This is a genomic window from Bradyrhizobium sp. Ghvi (assembly GCF_900115265.1).
Taxonomy (GTDB): domain Bacteria; phylum Pseudomonadota; class Alphaproteobacteria; order Rhizobiales; family Xanthobacteraceae; genus Bradyrhizobium.
On the sequence record NZ_FOVU01000005.1, the window covers coordinates 469,615 to 487,645 of the forward strand.

Sequence of the window (18,031 nt, forward strand, 5' to 3'; positions counted from 1 at the left end):
CCGGGGCCAGGGCTGCATGGGAGGCCTCGGAGAGGTGGGCCCCGGCTCTGCAGCGCACCGCGAAGGCGCGCTGCGCTGCGTCCGGGGCACGAGAGAGGTTACTTCTCGACCCGCGGATCGATCGGCGTCTGGCCGCGCAAGCCCAGAATGTCCTCCAACACTTTCGCGCCCGCGATCACCTGTGCATCCGCGCGCGGTGCGCCGACCACCTGCACGCCCACCGGCAGGCCCGCAGCCGTGAAACCGCAGGGCAGCGACAGCGAGGGGCAGCAGGCGAGCGTGATGGCGTAGACGATGCCGAGCCATTCGATGTAATTCTCGAACCGCTTGCCGGCGCATTCGGCGACATAGCGGTGCTCGATCGGGAAGGGCGGCACGATCGTGGTCGGCGTCAGCAGCAGATCGTATGTCCTGAAGAACTCGATCGCGCGCGCGGTCATGCCGACGCGCTGCGCCTCGGCGCGCGCGAGCTGCTCGACGGTGAGCTTGAGGCCTTCCTCGATGTTCCAGATCACTTCGGGTTTGAGCAGATCGCGCTTGGTACGCAGCAGATTGGCCTTGGTGATCGCGAAATCGAAGGCGCGCAGCACGTGGAAGCACTCATGCGCCTCGCGCCAGTCCGGATGCGCCTCCTCGACGATCACTCCGGCCTCGGCAAAACGTTCGGCGGCCTTGCGCGTGATCGCCTTCACCTCGGGATCGACGGGCGTGATACCGAGATCGGGCGAATAGGCGATGCGCTTCGGCTTCCTGCCGGACTGCGCCGCCGACAGGAATGAAGTTGTGGGCGCCGGCAGCGAGAGCGGATCGTCTGCATAATCGCCGCTCATCGCGTCCAACAGCAGCGCGAGATCTTCGACGTTGCGGGCCATCGGTCCGACCACGCCGAGATTGCGATCGATGCCGGATTTGGGGGTGTGCGCGACGCGGCCGATGCTCGGCCGCATGCCGACGATGCCGCAGAAGGCCGCAGGGCTGCGCAAGGAGCCGCCCATGTCCGAGCCCTGCGCGAGCCAGGCCATGCCCGTGGCGAGCGCCACCGCGGCGCCGCCGGAGGAGCCGGCCGCAGACTTGGTCGTATCCCAGGGGTTGAGCGTCGCGCCGAACACTTCGTTGAAGGTGTTGGCGCCGGCGCCGAACTCCGGCGTGTTGGATTTGGCGTAGACCACCGCGCCGTTGGCCTCGAGGTTCTCGACCATGAGATCGGATGTCGCCGGGATATTGTCCTTGAAGATCGGCGAACCCTGGGTGTTCAGGACGCCCGCGACGTCGGTCAGATCCTTGATCGGCAGCGGCAGGCCCGCGAGCAGGCCGCGCGCCCCGGCCGGCTTCTGCATCAATGTCTTCGCGTGCGTCCGCGCGCGATCGAAGCAGAGCGTCGGCAGCGCGTTGACCTTGCCGTCGACCTCCTTGACGCGCTTCTCCACCACATCCAGGAGCTCGAGTGGAGAAACGTCGCCGGAACGCAAGATGTCGACGACGGTGCAGGCGGTTTCGCGGATCAGGTCTTGAGACAAGTATTTAACTCCTACCTCTGGATTGTCATTCCGGGGCGCCCGAAGGGCGAACCCGGAATCTCGAGGTTCCGGGTTCGATGCTTTGCATCGCCCCGGAAACGACGGTGTCTAAAAACTTTCAAGAAACTAGCCCCAGCCGGCGCTGATGCCGCCGTCGACCGTGTAGATCACTCCGGACGTATAGCCGGCGCGATCCGACGCCAGGAACGCCATGAGGTCGCCGATCTCGCGCGCATGCGCGGGGCGGCCGAGCGGCAGGCCTTTCTGAAATTCCTTGTAGCGGCTCTCGTCGCCGAACTGGTGCTTTGCCCGCGTCTTCAGCAGCGTGACGTGACGGTCGGTGCCGACAGGGCCGGGATTGATGCCGACGACGCGGATGTTGTCGGCGAGGCTTTTTCCCCCGAGCGCGCGGGTGAAGGCCATCAGCGCGGCATTGCCGGCGCTGCCGCAGATGTAGTTGGCGTCGAATTTTTCGCCGGCCGCACCGATATCGTTGACGATGACGCCGCCGCCCTTCGCCTTCATCTGCGCATAGATCTGCCGCGTGAGGTTGATGTAGCCGAACACTTTCAAGTCCCACGCGTGCCGCCAGGTGGCCTCGTCGATATTGTCGATGGAGCCGCCTGGAATGTCGCCGGCATTGTTGACGAGCACGTCGATGTCGGCGGCTTCCTGGGCGAGGCGCGCGACGTCATCGGCCTTGCGCAGATCCACGACGCTCGTCGCAGCGTCGATCTGATGCGCCGAGCGCAGGCGGTCGGCCAGCGCCTTGAGCTGGTCGCCGCTGCGTGCAGCGAGCAGGAGGTTCGCGCCTTCCTCGGCAAACGCCTCGGCAGCGGCTGCGCCAATGCCCTTGGATGCGCCCGTGATCAGGACGCGCTTGCCACGCAGATGCAGATCCATGTGAGATACTCGCAGGAGAGGAACAAGGATGAAATCAGTAGGCGCTTGGCTGCGCCATGGTCAACATTGCAGTGCAGCGTTGCGCTGCCGCTGACTTTGGTCCATTGCAGTGCGGTCACAAGGCGGCGACTGCCGGACCAACCAAGGATATTCTCGATGAGCAAGAAGCAATACCGGATCGCGGTCATTCCCGGCGACGGCATCGGCAAGGAAGTGATGCCCGAGGGCCTGCGCGTTCTGGAGGCAGCCGCAAAGAAGCACGGCGTATCCCTGCAGTTCGACCATTTCGACTTCTCGTCCTGGGACTATTACGAGAAGCACGGTCAGATGATGCCGGACGACTGGAAAGAGCAGATCGGCAAGCACGACGCGATCTATTTCGGCGCGGTCGGTTGGCCCGCAAAAATTCCGGACCACGTTTCGCTGTGGGGCTCGCTCATCAAGTTTCGCCGCGAGTTCGATCAGTACGTGAATTTGCGTCCCGTGCGCTTGATGCCGGGCGTGCCGTCGCCGCTGGCGAACCGCAAGCCCGGCGATATCGACTTCTGGGTGGTGCGCGAGAACACCGAAGGCGAATATTCCTCCGTCGGCGGCCGCATGTTCCCCGACACCGACCGCGAGTTCGTGACCCAGCAGACGGTGATGACCCGCACCGGCGTCGACCGCATCCTCAAGTTCGCCTTCGAGCTCGCGGAGTCGCGGCCGAAGAAGCATCTGACCTCGGCGACCAAATCGAACGGCATCTCCATCACCATGCCCTATTGGGACGAGCGCGTGGAGGCGATGGCGAAGAAGTTTCCGGGCGTGAAGTGGGACAAGTACCACATCGACATCTTGACGGCGAATTTCGTGCTGCATCCGGACTGGTTCGACGTCGTGGTCGGCTCCAACCTGTTCGGTGACATCCTCTCCGATCTCGGGCCGGCCTGCACGGGCACGATCGGCATCGCGCCATCGGGCAACATCAATCCCGAGGGCGATTTCCCGTCGGTGTTCGAGCCGGTGCACGGCTCGGCGCCTGACATCGCGGGGCAGGGCATAGCCAACCCGATCGGTGCGATCTGGTCGGGCGCAATGATGCTCGAGCATCTCGGGGAGAAGGTTGCCGGAAAATCGATCGTCGAGGCGATCGAGCGCACGCTCGCCGAGCGCACGCTGCGCACCAAGGATCTCGGCGGCAATGCCGACACCACGGCGTGCGGCAAGGCGGTTGCGGATATGGTGGATTAAAACGAGCTAATAAAGACGGCGTCGTCCGGCTTAAGGGGGCGACGCCGTGAGATTCGTTTCGCTGCTGTTCAGCCCGCGATCTTCTCGATCGCCGCCTGATCCAGCCCGAACTTCTTGCCGGCCTCGACAATCTCCTGCCAAGTGGTCGGATCGACCGGAATGCCTTCGGCAAGGCGCTTCTTCTTGGTTTCGCGCTCGGGCTCGCCCGCGATCTTCACCTTGTCGACGCCTGGAGCGGGCGGCGAGCCGGTGTGCCAGGCGACGAAGCTCTCGACTTCGCGCGCGAGGTTTTCAGCGGTACCGAGCTTGGTCGGGTCGATGACGATCGAGAGCATGCCGTTGAGGACGTTGTACTTGCCGTCGGAAGGGCCCTTGACCACCTGCCCGCCGGAGAGAGCGCCGCCGAGGATTTCGCAGACGAGAGCGAGCCCCGAGCCCTTATGCTCGCCGAACGGCAGGATGGCGCCGTGCGGCGGGATCACGGTGTAGCGCGGATTGGTGGTCGGCTTGCCTTCGTTGTCGATGATGGTGCCGGGCTCGAGCTCGATGCCCTTGTTGTGGGCGACGCGCGTCTTGCCTTGCGCGATCCTGCTGGTGGCGAAGTCGAGCACGATCGGATCCTTGCCCTTGCGTGGGATGCCGACGCAGAATGGATTGGTGCCGTGGCGCGCATCGCTGCCACCCCAGGGTGCTACGATGGGGCGCGAGATCACGTTGACGAAGTGGATCGAGACCAGCCCGTGCTCGATGCACTGCTCGGCCCAATGGCCGATGCGGCCGATATGGTGCGCGTTGGAAAGGCCGACGAGGCACACGCCGTTGCGCTTGGCCCGCTCGGCCGCCAGCTCCATCGCTTCATGGCCGATGACCTGGCCGTAGCCGGTGAGGCCGTCCAGGGTGAGGAGTGGACCGGTGTCGAGCACGATCTTGACGTGCTGGTTCAGCGCGAGACCGCCATTGGTGACGCTCTGGACATAACGTGGAATCATGCCGACTCCGTGGGAGTCGTGGCCCTTGAGGTTGGCCTCGACGAGATTGGTGGACACCAGCTCAGCTTCGCGGTCCGTAGACCCACCCGCTTTGACGATGGCGTGGACGACGTTGATGAGCGGCTCTGCCTTGATGGTGCGATAATCGGCCATTGTTGTTGCTCTCATCCTCTTGCGATCTGGCGGGGCTCGTAGGGTGGGTTAGGCGAAGCCGTAACCCACCTCTTTTGCCTCCGCGGAAATAGACAGTGGTGGGTTACGCCGAGCAGATACGCTTTGCGCATCTGCACAGCTAACCCACCTACGAATTCGCGATGCGGCGGCAGTGGACCCATGCCGCCTCAATCAGGTTCTCGCTTGCTTCCGGCGTGCGGAATGCCGAATGCGCCGACAGCGTCACGTTGGGAATCTTCGTCAGAGGATGGTCGGCGGGCAGCGGCTCGATGTTGAAGACGTCGAGGCCCGCGTGGCGGATGTGGCCGGACTTCAGCGCGTCGATCATCGCCTGCTCGTCGACGATGGCGCCGCGGGCAGTGTTGATGAAGACGACGCCGGACTTCATCTTGGCGATCATGTCCCGCGTGATCATGCCGCGGGTCTCGTCGTTGAGCAGCAGATGCAGCGACACCACGTCGCTCCGCGCCAGCAACGTGTCGAGATCGATGAACTCGACGGCGGGATGGCTCTTCGGCGAGCGGTTCCAGGCGATCACCTTCATGCCGCTGCCGGAGGCAATGCGTGCGACCTCCGCGGCGATGCCGCCAAATCCGATCAGGCCGAGCGTCTTGCCGGTGAGTTGCATGCCATCCTCGCGCAGCCAGTTTCCGGCGCGCATCTCGCGGTCCATCATGGCGATGACGCGGGCCGAGGCCCACATCAGGGCGATCGCGGATTCAGCCACCGCGGTGTCGCCGTAACCCTTGATCAGGTGCACGGAGATGCCGAGCTCGGCGAGCTCCTCCGGATTCATGTAGCTGCGCGCGCCTGTGCCGAGGAACACGACATGCTTCAGGCCCGTGCACTTCCTGGCGACGTCGGTCGGGAGGGCCGTGTGGTCGACGATGGCGATCTCTGCGCCATCGAGGATTTCCGGATACTGCTCGGGCTTGATGTCGGGATTCCTGTGGATCCGCACCTTGGGATCACCTGGCTTTTCCAGCCGCTCCATGATCACGGCCAGGGCTTCGTTGGCGTCGACGAAAACTCCGCGCATGTCTTTCTCCGATCAGGACGCGACGCCGGCAATTGCCAGCACGGTGTGCATCAGCACGTTGGTGCCCGCGGCGCAGTCGCTCTGCGTGGCATCTTCCAGCTCGTTGTGGCTGATGCCGTCCTTGCACGGCACGAACACCATCGCCGCAGGCATCACGGTGTTGAGGTTGCAGGCGTCATGTCCGGCGCCGGAGGTGATGCGCCGGGAGGAATAGCCAAGCGTCTTGGCTGCGTTCTCAACCGCTGCAATCAGTTTCGGATCGAAATGCGTCGGCGGCTTGCGCCAGACCAGATCGATCTTCACCTCGACCTTGCGGCGCGCGGCGATCTCGGCGATCGCGGCGCGCAGGTCGCGGTCGAGCGCATCCATGATGGCACCATCCGCGCTGCGGCAATCCATGGTGAAGGCGATCTCGCCGGGAATGACGTTGCGCGACGGATTTGCGATCACGGCCTCGCCGATGGTGCCGACCGCGTTCGGCCCGTGCTTCTTGGCGATGGCCTCCATGGCCAGCACGATCTCGGAGAGCGTCGCCAGCGCATCACGCCGAAGCGGCATCGGTGTCGAGCCCGCATGACTCTCGAAGCCGGAAATCTTGCCGTCGTACCAGAGCACGCCCTGGCCGGAATCGACCACGCCGATGGTCTTGCCTTCGGCCTCCAGGATCGGGCCTTGCTCGATGTGCAACTCGACGAAGCAGCCGAGCTTCTGGAAGCCGACCGGCTTGTCGCCGCGATAGCCGATGGCATCGAGCGCCTGGCCGACAGTGGTGCCCTCGATGTCCTTGCGCGACAGGATGTCGTCGGTGGTGAAGTCGCCAACGTAAGCTGCGGACGCCATCATCGCAGGTGCGAAGCGCGAGCCTTCCTCGTTGGTCCAGTTGACGATGCAGATCGGTGCCTCGGTCTCGATGCCGGCGTCATTGAGTGTGCGGATCACTTCCAGCGCACCGAGCGTTCCCAGAATGCCGTCATACTTGCCGCCGGTCGGCTGGGTATCGAGGTGCGAGCCGATGCCGACGGGCGGCTTCGACATGTCGCGGCCCTTGCGCAGACCGAACTGCGAGCCGAGTGCATCGGTGTGAACTTCAAGCCCGGCCTCCTCACAGGCTTTTCGGAACCAGTCACGAACCTGCTTGTCTTCGCCGCTGAGCGTGAGCCGCCTGACGCCACCTTTGGCCGTCGCGCCGAATTGCGCGGTCTCGTGGATGGAGCCCCAAAGGCGGGCGGAATCGATTTGCAGGTTGGTGGCGGCTCGGCTCATGCGTCTCTTCCATTATTCGCTGTCATTCCGGAGCGATGCGAAGCATCGAATCCGGAATCTCGAGATTCCGGGTCTGGTGCTAGCGCACCATCCCGGAATGACGGGAAAGGTTGTCCGGCGCCTTTTTCAATGACGCGCCGCTGCGGCCGCGTCAACCGCGAGGCTGCTCTGCGCAATCTGCCGTGCAAGCTCGGCGACGCGCTCAACCGCGACGACGTCGGGCGAGGCGAGCCAGCTTGCGGTGAAGGTCAGCGGCGCGATGGCAAGATCGGTGTCGAGCAGTTGCAGCCGCCCGTCGGCGAGCTCGTTCTCGACGATGGCGTCCGGAATCACGGCAATGCCGAGCCCCTCGACCGCCATGTGGATGACGGTGGCCAGCGAAGCGGACGCATGCAGACGGATCGGAGGCAGCTCCGGCCGGTCGAACACCTCGCGCACGACCTCGTAAGGCTTGGTCTTGCGCGGGAAGGTGATGATCGGAAACCGCGCGAGATCGGCGGGCGTCACCGGACCGTCGCCGAGCCCGAGCGAGGGGCTCGCGAGAAAGCCGATCGGATAATCCGCAAGCACGCGATTGTGCACGCCGGAGGCCGACAGCGGCCCGACCACGAAGGCCAGTTCGATTTCCTGCGCAAGCAACCGCGCGGTGAGGTTCGGCGTGATATCGACGTCGATTTCCAGCGACAGGTTCGGGTAGACCTCGTTCACGCTCTTCACCAGGCGCGGCAGCCAGGTGTGCACGATGGTCTCGGCCACGCCGAGCCGCATCACGCCGCGCATCGCCGAGCGGTCGCCGATCTCCGCCATCATCGCGGCGCGCAGGCCGATCAGTTTTTCCGCATAGACCATCATCTGTCGTCCGCTCGGGGTGGGTGACGCCACGCGATGATCGCGGTTCAGGAGCTTCACGCCCATCTCGCGTTCGAGTTGGGCGATGCGCTGGGAGATCGCCGGCTGGGTCGTATTGAGCCGCGCCGCCGCGCCGCGGAAGCTGCCGAGCTTCACAACCCAGAGGAAGGTTTCGATCGATCTGAAGTCCAGCATTGGAAGGATTTTCCAAATCGATAAAATGAATTTATCGATATCGATTAGAAAGGAAGATTAGACTTTATAGCACGCTTGGTGTTGGCTGTCTTTGTCGAGTTTATAGGCAGGTCGATCGCATGACTGTTTTGGTGGCAGCGCAGCAAACTGAAACGCCCGACACGCTCCCCAGCCGCCAGGCGCGGCTCGCCTATCGCGGCGGCCAGGTCGGCTCGACCGCCGGCGTCGCCCCCGGCTTCGTCCAGGGCAATCTGGCGATCCTGCCGGCGGAATACGCCAGCGCCTTTCATCGCTTCTGCCAGCTCAATCCGAAGCCGTGCCCGATCATCGGCATGTCCGACGTCGGCAGCCCGCACATTCCCGCGCTCGGCGCAGATCTCGACATTCGTACCGATGTGCCGCGCTACCGGATCTGGTGCGACGGCGAAGTCGTCGACGAGCCGACCGACATCACCAGCCACTGGCGCGACGACCTCGTGACCTTCGTGCTCGGCTGCTCGTTTTCATTTGAAGAAGCGCTGCTCGAGGAGGGCATGCCGATCCGTCACATCGAGCAGAATGTGCGTGTGCCGATGTATCGCACCAACATCGCCTGCGGCGTGTCAGGTCCGTTCGCGGGACCGATGGTCGTCTCGATGCGCCCGTTCAAGCCGGCGGACGCGATCCGCGCGGTGCAGATCACCTCGCGCTATCCGGCCGTGCACGGCGCACCCGTGCACCTCGGTCATCCGCATCTGATCGGCATCAAGGACATCGCCAAGCCCGACTATGGTGATCCCGTGCGTGTCGCCGACGACGACATCCCGGTGTTCTGGGCCTGCGGCGTGACGCCGCAATCGATCATCAACGCCGCAAAACTTCCGTTCGCGATCACGCATTCGCCCGGCCTGATGCTGGTGACGGATCTCAAGAACAGGGCCATGGCCGTGATTTAGTGGGCAGCCTCCGCTGCTTCTTCGGGCTTTACTGCATCCATCAATCGCTTCATTCGATCAGCCGAAATTCAGTAACAGGGGACTTTGCCATGACAATCACTCGACGCGACGTGCTGTTGGGAGCTACCGCCACTGCCGCGCTGGTGCCGCTCGCTGCGCGCGCCCAGACTTCCGAAGTCGTGATTGGCGTGATCTATCCGTTCTCCGGCGGCAGCGCGCAGCAGGGCGTCGATGCGCAGAAGGCCTACGAGACCGCGCTCGAGGTCATCAACAAGAGCGCCGATTTTGATCTGCCGCTGGCGAAGGGCGAGGGCCTGCCCGGCCTCGGCGGCGCGAAGATCCGTCTTGTCTTTGCCGATCACCAGGCGGATCCGCAGAAGGGCCGCGCCGAAGCCGAGCGCCTGATCACGCAGGAGAAGGTCTGCGCCATCATCGGCACCTATCAGAGCGCGGTTGCCGTCACCGTCAGCCAGATCTGCGAGCGCTACCAGATCCCGTTCGTCTCGGCCGACAACTCCTCGCCCAGCCTGCATCGCCGCGGCCTGAAATATTACTTCCGCGCCGCCCCGCATGACGAGATGTACTCGGCCGCGATGTTCGACTTCTTCGACGCCATGAAGAAGAAGGGCACCAAGATCGAGACGCTGTCGCTGTTCCACGAGGATACGATCTTCGGCACCGATTCCGGCAATGCCCAGACCAAGATCGCCAGCGAACGCGGCTACAAGATCGTCACCGATATCAAGTACCGCGCCAACTCGCCCTCGCTCTCAGCCGAGGTGCAGCAGCTCAAGACCGCCAATGCCGATGTGCTGATGCCTTCGAGCTACACCACCGACGGCATCCTCCTGGTCAAGACCATGGCCGAGCTGGGTTACAAGCCGAATGCAATCGTGGCGCAGGACGCCGGCTTCTCCGAGAAGGCGCTCTATGACGCCGTCGGCGACAAGCTTGAGGGCGTGATCTCGCGCGGCACTTTCTCGCTCGATCTCGCGCAGAAGCGCCCGATGGTCGGCAAGATCAACGACATGTTCAAGGCCCGCTCGGGCAAGGATTTCAACGACCTCACTTCCCGCCAGTTCATGGGCCTGATCATCCTCGCCGACGCGATCAACCGGGCCAAGTCAACCGATGGCGAGAAGATCCGCGATGCGCTCGCCGCCACCGACATCCCGGGCGAGCAGACCATCATGCCCTGGAAGCGCGTCAAGTTCGACGAGATGGGCCAGAACAACGACGCCGACCCGGTCTTGTTGCAATATGTCGGCGGCAAGTTCGTCACCATCTTCCCGCCGCAGGCCGCGATCGCGGAGGCGATCTGGCCGATGAAGTAAGCAGGCGGGGACCAAGCACTTGGGCGGAGTAGCCAATCGAGCTGCCTCCCAGCGACGTCATTGCGAGCGAAGCGAAGCAATCCAGAAAACTATCCTCGGAGACAGTCTGGATTGCTTCGTCGCAAGAGCTCCTCGCAATGACGGAGGAGGTAGCTTCGGCTCTCATTCTGAGCGCATTTCGGGGGACGACTTTTGACAGCCCAAGCCATTATCCAGAGCCTCGCGAGCGGCCTCCTCATGGGCCTGCTCTACGGGCTGATCGCGGTCGGCCTCGCGCTGATCTTCGGCCTGATGGACGTCACGAACTTCGCCCATGGCGAGTTCCTGATGATCGCGATGTACGTGTCGTTCTTCCTGTTCACGTTCTTCGCCATCGACCCCTTGCTTTCGGCGCCGCTGGTTGCGGCGGCGATGTTCGTATTCGGAGCGGTGATCTATCTCCTGATCGTACGCTTTGCCATGCGGGCCAAGACCAATGCCGGCATGGTGCAGATCTTCACCACGTTCGGCCTCGCCATCGTCTTGCGCGGATTGGCGCAGTTCTTCTTTACGCCCGATTATCGCAGCATCCCGCAGTCCTGGCTCGGTGGCAAAACCATCTCGTTTGCCGGCATCTTCCTGCCGGAGCCGCAGCTGGTCGGTGCGCTGGTCTCGATTGCTGCCTTCGCCGGCCTCTATTTCTTCATCCACCGCACCGACTTCGGCCGCGCGCTGGAGGCCACGCGTGAAGATCCTGGCGCGGTCGCGCTGGTCGGCATCGACAAAAACCGCGTGTTCGCGTTCGGCTGGGGCCTTGGCGCGGGGCTGGTCGGCCTCGCCGGTGCGATCATGGCGGTTTTCTTCTACATCTATCCCGATGTCGGTGCGTCCTTTGCGCTGATCGCCTATGTCACCGTGGCGCTCGGCGGCTTCGGCAGCGTGTTTGGAGCCTTCGCCGGCGGCATCATCGTCGGCTTGGTCGAGGCGATGACCGCGTTGATGCTGCCACCCTCGCTGAAGTCGGTCGGCATCTATGCGGTGTACCTGCTCGTCGTCTTCATCCGGCCGCGTGGCCTGTTCGGGTCGATGTGATGGACAAGAATTTTGCCGCGCGGCGTCGCCGCGACCTCATCATCGCCGCGGTGCTGGCTGCGCTGGCCGCGCTCGTGCCGCTGTTCGTGAAGGACGTCTACGTCCAGAACATCCTGATCCTGACCCTGATGTATGCGGCGCTGTCGCAGAGCTGGAACATCCTTTCCGGCTATTGCGGGCAAATCTCGCTCGGACATGCGCTCTATTTCGGCATCGGCGCCTACACCACCGAGCTCCTGTTCACCAAGTTCGGTGTGCTGCCCTGGTTCGGCATGCTCGCCGGGGGCATGATCGCGGCCGTCATCGCGATGGCGCTCGGCTATCCCTTCTTCCGGCTGCGCGGCCATTACTTCGTGATCGCGACCATCGTCATTGCCGAGATCGGGTTGCTGCTGTTCCAGAACTGGGAGTGGGCGGGGGCTGCGATGGGCATCACCGTTCCCGTGCGCGGCGATAGCTGGTTGAAATTCCAGTTCCTGCGCAGCAAGCTGCCGTACTTCTATTTCGCGCTGGCGCTATGCTGCCTCGCCTGGTTCGTCACCTGGTGGCTGGAGGACTCCAAATGGGGCTTCTGGTGGCGCGCGGTGAAGGACAATCCGGAAGCGGCCGAGAGTCTCGGCGTCGTCGTGTTCAATTCCAAGATGGGCGCGGCCGCGGTTTCCGCCTTTCTCGTTGCCATCGGCGGCGCCTTCTACGCGCAGTTCCTCGCCTATATCGATCCGGAAAGCGTGATGGGGTTCCAGTTCTCGCTCTTGATGGCACTTCCGGCCGTGCTCGGCGGCATCGGCACGCTCTGGGGGCCGGTGCTAGGGGCAGCCATCCTGATTCCGATGACGGAGCTGACGCGATCCTTCATCGGCGGCTCCGGGCGCGGCGTTGATCTCATCGTCTACGGCACGCTGATCGTTCTGATTTCGCTGGCCCTGCCGCAAGGGTTGGTCAGCTTGTTCTCCCGCTCCAAGGCCAAGGGAGCCACACGATGACCGCGCTACTTGAAACCCGCGGCGTCTGGCAGCGCTTCGGCGGCCTTATCGCCAACAGCGACGTCTCGATCTCGGTCGGACGCGGCGAGATCGTCGGCCTGATCGGTCCGAACGGCGCCGGGAAGTCGACGCTGTTCAATCTGATCGCCGGCGTCCTGCCGCCGACGCAAGGCTCGATCTGGTTCGACGGCGAGGATGTCACCCACATGCCCGCGGCCGAGCGCTGCCAGCGTGGGGTGGGGCGAACGTTCCAGGTCGTCAAGAGCTTCGAGACCATGACTGTTATCGACAACGTCATCGTCGGCGCGCTGGTGCGCAACACGGTGATGCGCGAGGCGCGCCGCAAGGCGTACGAGGTGCTCGAGTTTACTGGCCTTGCCGCGCGCGCCGACGTGCTTGCAAGCGATCTCGTTCCGGCCGAGAAGCGCCGCCTCGAAGTCGCCCGAGCGCTCGCGACCGAACCGAAATTGCTGCTGCTCGACGAAGTCCTCACTGGCCTGACGCCGACCGAGGCGCAGACCGGCGTGGCGCTGGTGCGCAAGGTGCGCGATGCCGGCATTACCGTGCTGATGGTCGAACACGTCATGGAGATCGTGATGCCGCTGGTCGATCGCGCCATCGTGCTCGACCTCGGCAAGGTGCTCGTCGAGGGCAAGCCCGCCGAGGTCGTCCGCGATCCCAAGGTGATCAAGGCCTATCTGGGAGATCGTCATGCTGTCAGTGCATGAAGTCACGACCGCCTATCAGGGCCTGGTCGCGATCTCCGCGGTCAGCATCGAGGTCACCAAGGGCGAGATCGTCTGTGTCGCCGGTGCCAACGGGGCCGGCAAGTCGACGCTGCTGAAGTCGATCGCTGGCGCCGAGAGGCCGCGCTCGGGCACGGTGACCTTTGACGGCAAGCGGCTCAACGGCATGGCGCAGCATCACATCACGGCGGCGGGCATCGCCTATGTTCCGGAGAATCGCCGGCTGTTTCCCCGCTTGTCGGTGCGCGACAATCTTCGCCTCGGTAGCTATCTCTACCGCGGCGAGGCCGACCGCGAGGGACCGCTGGAGCTCGTCTTCAAGCTGTTCCCGCGCCTGTCCGAACGGCTCGATCAGCGCGCCGAGACGCTCTCCGGCGGCGAGCAGCAGATGCTCGCGATCGGCCGCGCGCTGATGACGCGTCCGCGGCTTCTGATGCTCGACGAGCCTTCGCAGGGCATCATGCCGAAGCTCGTCGACGAGATTTTTCAGGCGGTGAAGCTCATTCGCGACTCCGGCATGACCGTCCTGATCGTCGAGCAGCGCATGGCCGAGTGCCTCGAGATCGCCGACCGCGCCTACATCCTGCAAACCGGCCGCGTGCTGATGCAGGGGCCCGCCGCGGAGATCAAGGGCAACCCGGATGTGCGGAAGGCGTATCTGGGGCTGTAGCTCTCCGGACTGGCGCCAAAAACTCCGCCGTCATCCTGAGGTGCGCGCCCTTGCGCGCCTCGAAGGATGCGCCGCGAGTGCCTGTAGCCCATCCTTCGAGGCTTCACCTTGCGATGCGGTGCATCGCAAGGCTCGCACCTCAGGATGACGGCGGTGTATGTGGCAGGCGTTGCCACGTTCTCCGTTATTGCGAGCGCAGCGAAGCGGCGTGGCTCAGTGCCCGTGCTCCGGCAGTGCCACCCCGAAAACCTTCACCAGATCCTTCACCTGCTCCGGTGATAGATACCGCGGGTTCATCCCGCGCAGCAGCAGATACAGCCTTGCCGTTTCCTCCAGCTCCTCCGTCGCGAACACCGCCGCTTCCAGTGTGTCGCCGGCGACGACAGGGCCGTGATTGGCGAGCAGCACGGATGAATATTTCCCGGCCAGTCCCTTGATCGCGTCCGCAACCGCGGGATCTCCCGGACGGTAGTAGGGCACGAGCGCAGTGGCGCCGCATTTCATCAAATAATAGGCCGTCATCGGCGGCAGCGCCGCACGCGGGTCGATCTCGGGGAGCATCGAGAGCGCGACCGAATGCGTCGAATGCAGATGCACGATCGCGCGCGAACTGCCCCGCGTATCGTAGAGTGCGGTATGCAGCGGAACTTCCTTTGTCGGCGCATCGCCCGACACCAGCCGGCCCTGTTCGTCCAGCCGCGACAGTTTTGCGGGATCGAGGAAACCGAGCGAGGCGTTGGTCGGCGTTACCAGCCAGCCGCCGCCGTCCAGCCGAACGCTGATATTGCCGGAGGAGCCCGGCGTCAGCCCGCGCTCGAACAGGGACCGTCCGAACCGGCAGATATCCTCGCGCAGCCTTGTTTCGTTGCTTGTTTCAGATTTCATGGCCGTCATGCCCGCTTGTCTCACGCTTTGGCAGCGCGGCCAAGCCGTGTTATTCGAGATCGCGAGCCGTCGCAAAGGCCGGCCGTCCAGGAAACGTTCGCAAGGGTTAGTTGTATGTCCACCTCCACGTCACCACACCAGCGCATCGCCGTCATCGGGCTTGGCTCGATGGGGTACGGCATGGCGACCTCGCTGAAGCGGGCCGGCCACGCCGTGACCGGCTGCGATGTTTCGGCGGACGCTGTGGCGCGTTTTGTGAAGGAGGGCGGCGCCGGCGCGAAGACGCCGGCCGAAGCCGCCAAAGATGCTGACATCGCCGTCAGCGTCGTGGTCAATGCCGCCCAGACGGAAGCGATCCTGTTCGGCAAGGATGGTGTCGCGGAGACCCTGCCGAAGGATGGTGTCTTCATCTCCTCCGCCACCATGGATCCCGACGTGGCCCGGCGCCTCGCGAAACAGTTGGAAACGACCGGCAGGCATTACCTGGATGCACCGATCTCCGGCGGGGCGCAGCGCGCCGCGCAGGGCGAGCTGACGATTCTCGCGTCCGGCAGCCCGGCAGCTTTTGCGAAGGCGCGGCCCGCGCTCGATGCCATGGCCGCAAAGCTCTACGAGCTCGGCGATGCGGCCGGGCAGGGCGCCGCCTTCAAGATGATCAACCAGTTGCTGGCGGGCGTGCACATCGCTGCCGCCAGCGAAGCGATGGCGTTCGCGGCCAAGCAGGGCCTCGACATCCGCAAGGTCTACGAGGTGATCACCGCATCTGCCGGCAATTCCTGGATGTTCGAGAACCGCATGCCACACGTGCTGGATGGCGACTACACGCCGCGCAGCGCGGTGGAGATCTTCGTCAAGGACCTCGGCATCATCCAGGACATGGCGCGTAGCGCCAGATTCCCGGTGCCCGTCTCCGCCGCAGCCCTCCAGATGTTCCTGATGACATCAGCCGCCGGCATGGGCCGTGACGACGATGCGTCGGTGGCGCGGATGTACGCGCAGGTCACCGGCGTCAAGTTGCCTGGCGACAAGTAGAGAAGAGGATCTGCAATGCCCCGTTTCGCAGCCAACCTCTCGATGATGTTCACCGAGGTGCCGTTCCTCGATCGCTTCGATGCTGCCGCGCAAGCCGGTTTCACCGCTGTCGAATTCCTCTTTCCCTACGAGCATCCGGCGGAGATCGTCGGCGAGCGGCTCAAGCGCAATGGCCTGACGCAAGCGCTGTTCAATTTGCCGCCGGGCGACTGGAATGCGGGCGAGAAGGGCTTCGCGGCGCTGCCATCGCGCTTCCCCGATCTCAAGGCGAGCCTGGAAACGGCGCTGCCTTACGCCAAGGCGACCGGCGTCAAGCGGCTGCATTTGATGGCGGGCATCGCCAATCGCGGTGAGCGCCTCGCCATCGAGGCGTTCTATAAATCGGTGGCCTGGACCGCGGAATTCTTCGCGCCGCACGGCATCGATATCGTCCTCGAGCCGATCAACGCGCGCAACGTGCCCGGCTACTTCCTCAACGATTTCGGTTTCGCCCGCGACCTGATCCAGGAGTTGCGGCTTCCGAACCTGAAGCTCCAGTTCGACATCTATCACTGCCAGATCATTCATGGTGACGTCACCATGCGGCTGCGCGAGATGATGCCGATCATCGGCCATGTCCAGATCGCCAGCATTCCCTCGCGCAACGAGCCCGATGGCGAGGAGCTGAACTACCCGTTCCTGTTCGAAGAGCTCGACCGGCTCGGCTATGCCGGCTTCGTCGGCTGCGAATACAATCCGCGCGGCAAGACCACCGATGGTCTTGCCTGGTTCAAACCGTATGCGGGAGTGAAGCCGTGACCCTTGCTTTGGGCTGCATCGCCGACGACTACACCGGCGCCTCCGATCTCGCCAATACGCTGACGCGCGCGGGCCTGCGCACCGTGCAGACCATCGGCGTGCCCGCTGACGATCTGGCGCTGCCTGCAGTCGATGCCGTCGTGGTGTCGCTGAAGAGCCGTTCGATCGAGGCCGGACTTGCGGTGTCGCGCTCGCGCGCCGCCGAGACATGGCTGCGCGGCCGCGGCGCGAGTCACGTGCTGTTCAAGATTTGCTCGACCTTCGATTCCACGGATGCCGGTAATATTGGCCCGGTGATGGACGCGCTACGCGCCGATTGCGGCGAAACCGCCGTGCTGGTGACGCCGGCGTTTCCAGAAACTGGCCGCACCGTCTATCAGGGCAATCTGTTTGTCGGCGCCGTTCCATTGAACGAGAGTCCGCTGAAGGACCACCCGCTCAACCCGATGCATGATTCCAACCTGGTGCGCGTGCTGGCGCGCCAGAGCAAGACGCAGATCGGCCTCGTCGACCTCGCCACCGTCGCCCGGGGCGTGAACGCCGTGCAGGCGCGGCTCATCGAACTCGCGGGCAAGGGCATCGGCGCGGCCATCATCGACGCCGTGTTCGACCGCGATCTCGAGACCATCGGCCTCGTCGCCGCCGAGCACCGGCTGTCTGTCGGCGCGTCCGGCATCGGCCTCGGACTGGCGCGGGCGCTGGTCTCGACGGGCAAGGTCAAGCCGGCTTCGGCGAGCAACGAGATGGGCGCCGTCGTCGGCGGGCCTGCGGCCTGCCTTGCCGGAAGCTGCTCCCAGGCGACGCTTCAGCAGATCGCCAATGCCGAGCGCGCCATGCCGGTTCTTCATCTCGACCCGGAGCTAATTGTCGCGGGGAAAAGCGAGGCGGAGCGCGCGCTGGCCTGGGCGCGACCGCGGCTTGCCGATGGTCCGGTTCTGATCGCTTCGAGCGCCACGCCGGAAGCTGTCGCCGCCGTTCAGGCGCGCCACGGCCGCGATGCCGCCGGGCATGCGATTGAGCAGGCCATGGCTGACATCGCCGAAGGCCTGGTGCGCGCCGGCGTGCGCCGTTTGGTCGTTGCGGGGGGCGAGACCTCGGGCGCTGTGGTCGATCGGCTGAAGATTCCTGGATTTCTCGTGGGGGTAGAAATCGCCGCGGGCGTCCCGGTGCTGCGCGCGGTGGATGCTGAAAAAAGCGGCATGTTGCTCGCCCTCAAATCAGGCAATTTCGGCGGCGCCGAGTTTTTCACGGACGCGCTTAGGCTCATGCGCTGAGCGCAGGGCATTTTTAGCTGCCTGTTCACTTGTTTGAGGCTCCGTACGCGTATGGAGTCGTCGTTAACATCTGCGCAGGTGCTCTTGTGTTGAATGTTGGTGCTACTCCCTTTGGTTGATTCGTAAACCTTTCGGACGCGCGTC

General features: G+C 64.2%; 17 protein-coding genes. 10 read left to right on the forward strand and 7 right to left on the reverse strand.

Annotated features, from left to right (window positions below; all coding sequences use genetic code 11):
- Positions 1–98 precede the first annotated feature (98 nt).
- Both BM374_RS21460 and BM374_RS21465 read right to left on the reverse strand, forming a co-directional pair.
- Positions 99–1,517 carry an amidase gene (locus tag BM374_RS21460; protein WP_092296072.1) on the reverse strand — a complete coding sequence of 473 codons (1,419 nt, stop codon included), beginning with the start codon at positions 1,515–1,517 and terminating at the stop codon, positions 99–101.
- Positions 1,518–1,643: 126 nt separating this feature from the next.
- The gene (locus tag BM374_RS21465) at positions 1,644–2,420 is read right to left on the reverse strand and encodes an SDR family oxidoreductase (RefSeq protein WP_092296075.1); all 777 of its coding nucleotides are present in this window, start codon (positions 2,418–2,420) and stop codon (positions 1,644–1,646) included.
- A gap of 156 nt (positions 2,421–2,576) precedes the next feature.
- Between BM374_RS21465 and BM374_RS21470 the strand changes: the two genes are divergently transcribed.
- Complete coding sequence (locus tag BM374_RS21470; protein ID WP_092296078.1) at positions 2,577–3,650, forward strand: tartrate dehydrogenase; 1,074 nt, start codon at positions 2,577–2,579, stop codon at positions 3,648–3,650.
- A gap of 68 nt (positions 3,651–3,718) precedes the next feature.
- On the opposite strand, the gene BM374_RS21475 is transcribed toward BM374_RS21470, so the two are convergent.
- The 4 genes from BM374_RS21475 to BM374_RS21490 form a co-directional block, all read right to left on the reverse strand.
- Positions 3,719–4,792, reverse strand: coding sequence for a malate/lactate/ureidoglycolate dehydrogenase (locus BM374_RS21475; protein ID WP_092296081.1), 1,074 nt, complete (start codon positions 4,790–4,792; stop codon positions 3,719–3,721).
- A gap of 148 nt (positions 4,793–4,940) precedes the next feature.
- On the reverse strand, positions 4,941–5,852 hold the full coding sequence (locus tag BM374_RS21480) for an NAD(P)-dependent oxidoreductase (RefSeq protein WP_092296084.1): 912 nt from the start codon (positions 5,850–5,852) through the stop codon (positions 4,941–4,943).
- A 12-nt stretch (positions 5,853–5,864) separates the two neighbouring features.
- Complete coding sequence (locus BM374_RS21485; RefSeq protein WP_092296087.1) at positions 5,865–7,115, reverse strand: Zn-dependent hydrolase; 1,251 nt, start codon at positions 7,113–7,115, stop codon at positions 5,865–5,867.
- A gap of 126 nt (positions 7,116–7,241) precedes the next feature.
- Positions 7,242–8,159 carry a LysR family transcriptional regulator gene (locus tag BM374_RS21490; protein ID WP_092296090.1) on the reverse strand — a complete coding sequence of 306 codons (918 nt, stop codon included), beginning with the start codon at positions 8,157–8,159 and terminating at the stop codon, positions 7,242–7,244.
- A 119-nt stretch (positions 8,160–8,278) separates the two neighbouring features.
- Here BM374_RS21490 and BM374_RS21495 point away from each other — a divergent pair, with 119 nt between their 5' ends.
- The 6 genes from BM374_RS21495 (at position 8,279) to BM374_RS21520 (ending at position 13,898) form a co-directional block, all read left to right on the forward strand.
- On the forward strand, positions 8,279–9,094 hold the full coding sequence (locus BM374_RS21495; protein WP_092296093.1) for a putative hydro-lyase: 816 nt from the start codon (positions 8,279–8,281) through the stop codon (positions 9,092–9,094).
- Positions 9,095–9,183: 89 nt separating this feature from the next.
- Positions 9,184–10,428 carry an ABC transporter substrate-binding protein gene (locus BM374_RS21500; RefSeq protein WP_177248444.1) on the forward strand — a complete coding sequence of 415 codons (1,245 nt, stop codon included), beginning with the start codon at positions 9,184–9,186 and terminating at the stop codon, positions 10,426–10,428.
- A gap of 192 nt (positions 10,429–10,620) precedes the next feature.
- On the forward strand, positions 10,621–11,499 hold the full coding sequence (locus tag BM374_RS21505) for a branched-chain amino acid ABC transporter permease (RefSeq protein ID WP_092296099.1): 879 nt from the start codon (positions 10,621–10,623) through the stop codon (positions 11,497–11,499).
- Complete coding sequence (locus tag BM374_RS21510) at positions 11,499–12,482, forward strand: branched-chain amino acid ABC transporter permease (RefSeq protein WP_092296102.1); 984 nt, start codon at positions 11,499–11,501, stop codon at positions 12,480–12,482. The genes BM374_RS21505 and BM374_RS21510 overlap by 1 nt, the downstream gene beginning before the upstream one ends.
- Positions 12,479–13,210 carry an ABC transporter ATP-binding protein gene (locus BM374_RS21515; RefSeq protein ID WP_092296105.1) on the forward strand — a complete coding sequence of 244 codons (732 nt, stop codon included), beginning with the start codon at positions 12,479–12,481 and terminating at the stop codon, positions 13,208–13,210. The genes BM374_RS21510 and BM374_RS21515 overlap by 4 nt, the downstream gene beginning before the upstream one ends.
- A complete protein-coding gene (locus tag BM374_RS21520; protein WP_092296109.1) occupies positions 13,194–13,898 on the forward strand; it encodes an ABC transporter ATP-binding protein in 705 nt (234 codons plus the stop codon). The genes BM374_RS21515 and BM374_RS21520 overlap by 17 nt, the downstream gene beginning before the upstream one ends.
- A 213-nt stretch (positions 13,899–14,111) precedes the next feature.
- Here BM374_RS21520 and otnC read toward each other — a convergent pair whose 3' ends face one another.
- On the reverse strand, positions 14,112–14,792 hold the full coding sequence (gene otnC, locus BM374_RS21525; protein ID WP_177248445.1) for a 3-oxo-tetronate 4-phosphate decarboxylase: 681 nt from the start codon (positions 14,790–14,792) through the stop codon (positions 14,112–14,114).
- Positions 14,793–14,897: 105 nt separating this feature from the next.
- On the opposite strand from otnC, the gene ltnD reads away from it, so the two are divergent.
- Genes ltnD through otnK form a run of 3 tightly spaced genes read left to right on the forward strand, consistent with a single transcriptional unit; the run spans position 14,898 to position 17,887 of the window.
- Positions 14,898–15,815 carry an L-threonate dehydrogenase gene (gene ltnD, locus BM374_RS21530; RefSeq protein WP_092296114.1) on the forward strand — a complete coding sequence of 306 codons (918 nt, stop codon included), beginning with the start codon at positions 14,898–14,900 and terminating at the stop codon, positions 15,813–15,815.
- 15 nt (positions 15,816–15,830) lie between these two features.
- Positions 15,831–16,613, forward strand: a complete 783-nt coding sequence (gene otnI / locus BM374_RS21535; RefSeq protein WP_092296117.1) for a 2-oxo-tetronate isomerase — start codon at positions 15,831–15,833, stop codon at positions 16,611–16,613.
- On the forward strand, positions 16,610–17,887 hold the full coding sequence (otnK, locus tag BM374_RS21540) for a 3-oxo-tetronate kinase (RefSeq protein WP_092296120.1): 1,278 nt from the start codon (positions 16,610–16,612) through the stop codon (positions 17,885–17,887). The genes otnI and otnK overlap by 4 nt, the downstream gene beginning before the upstream one ends.
- The last annotated feature ends 144 nt before the right edge of the window (positions 17,888–18,031 follow it).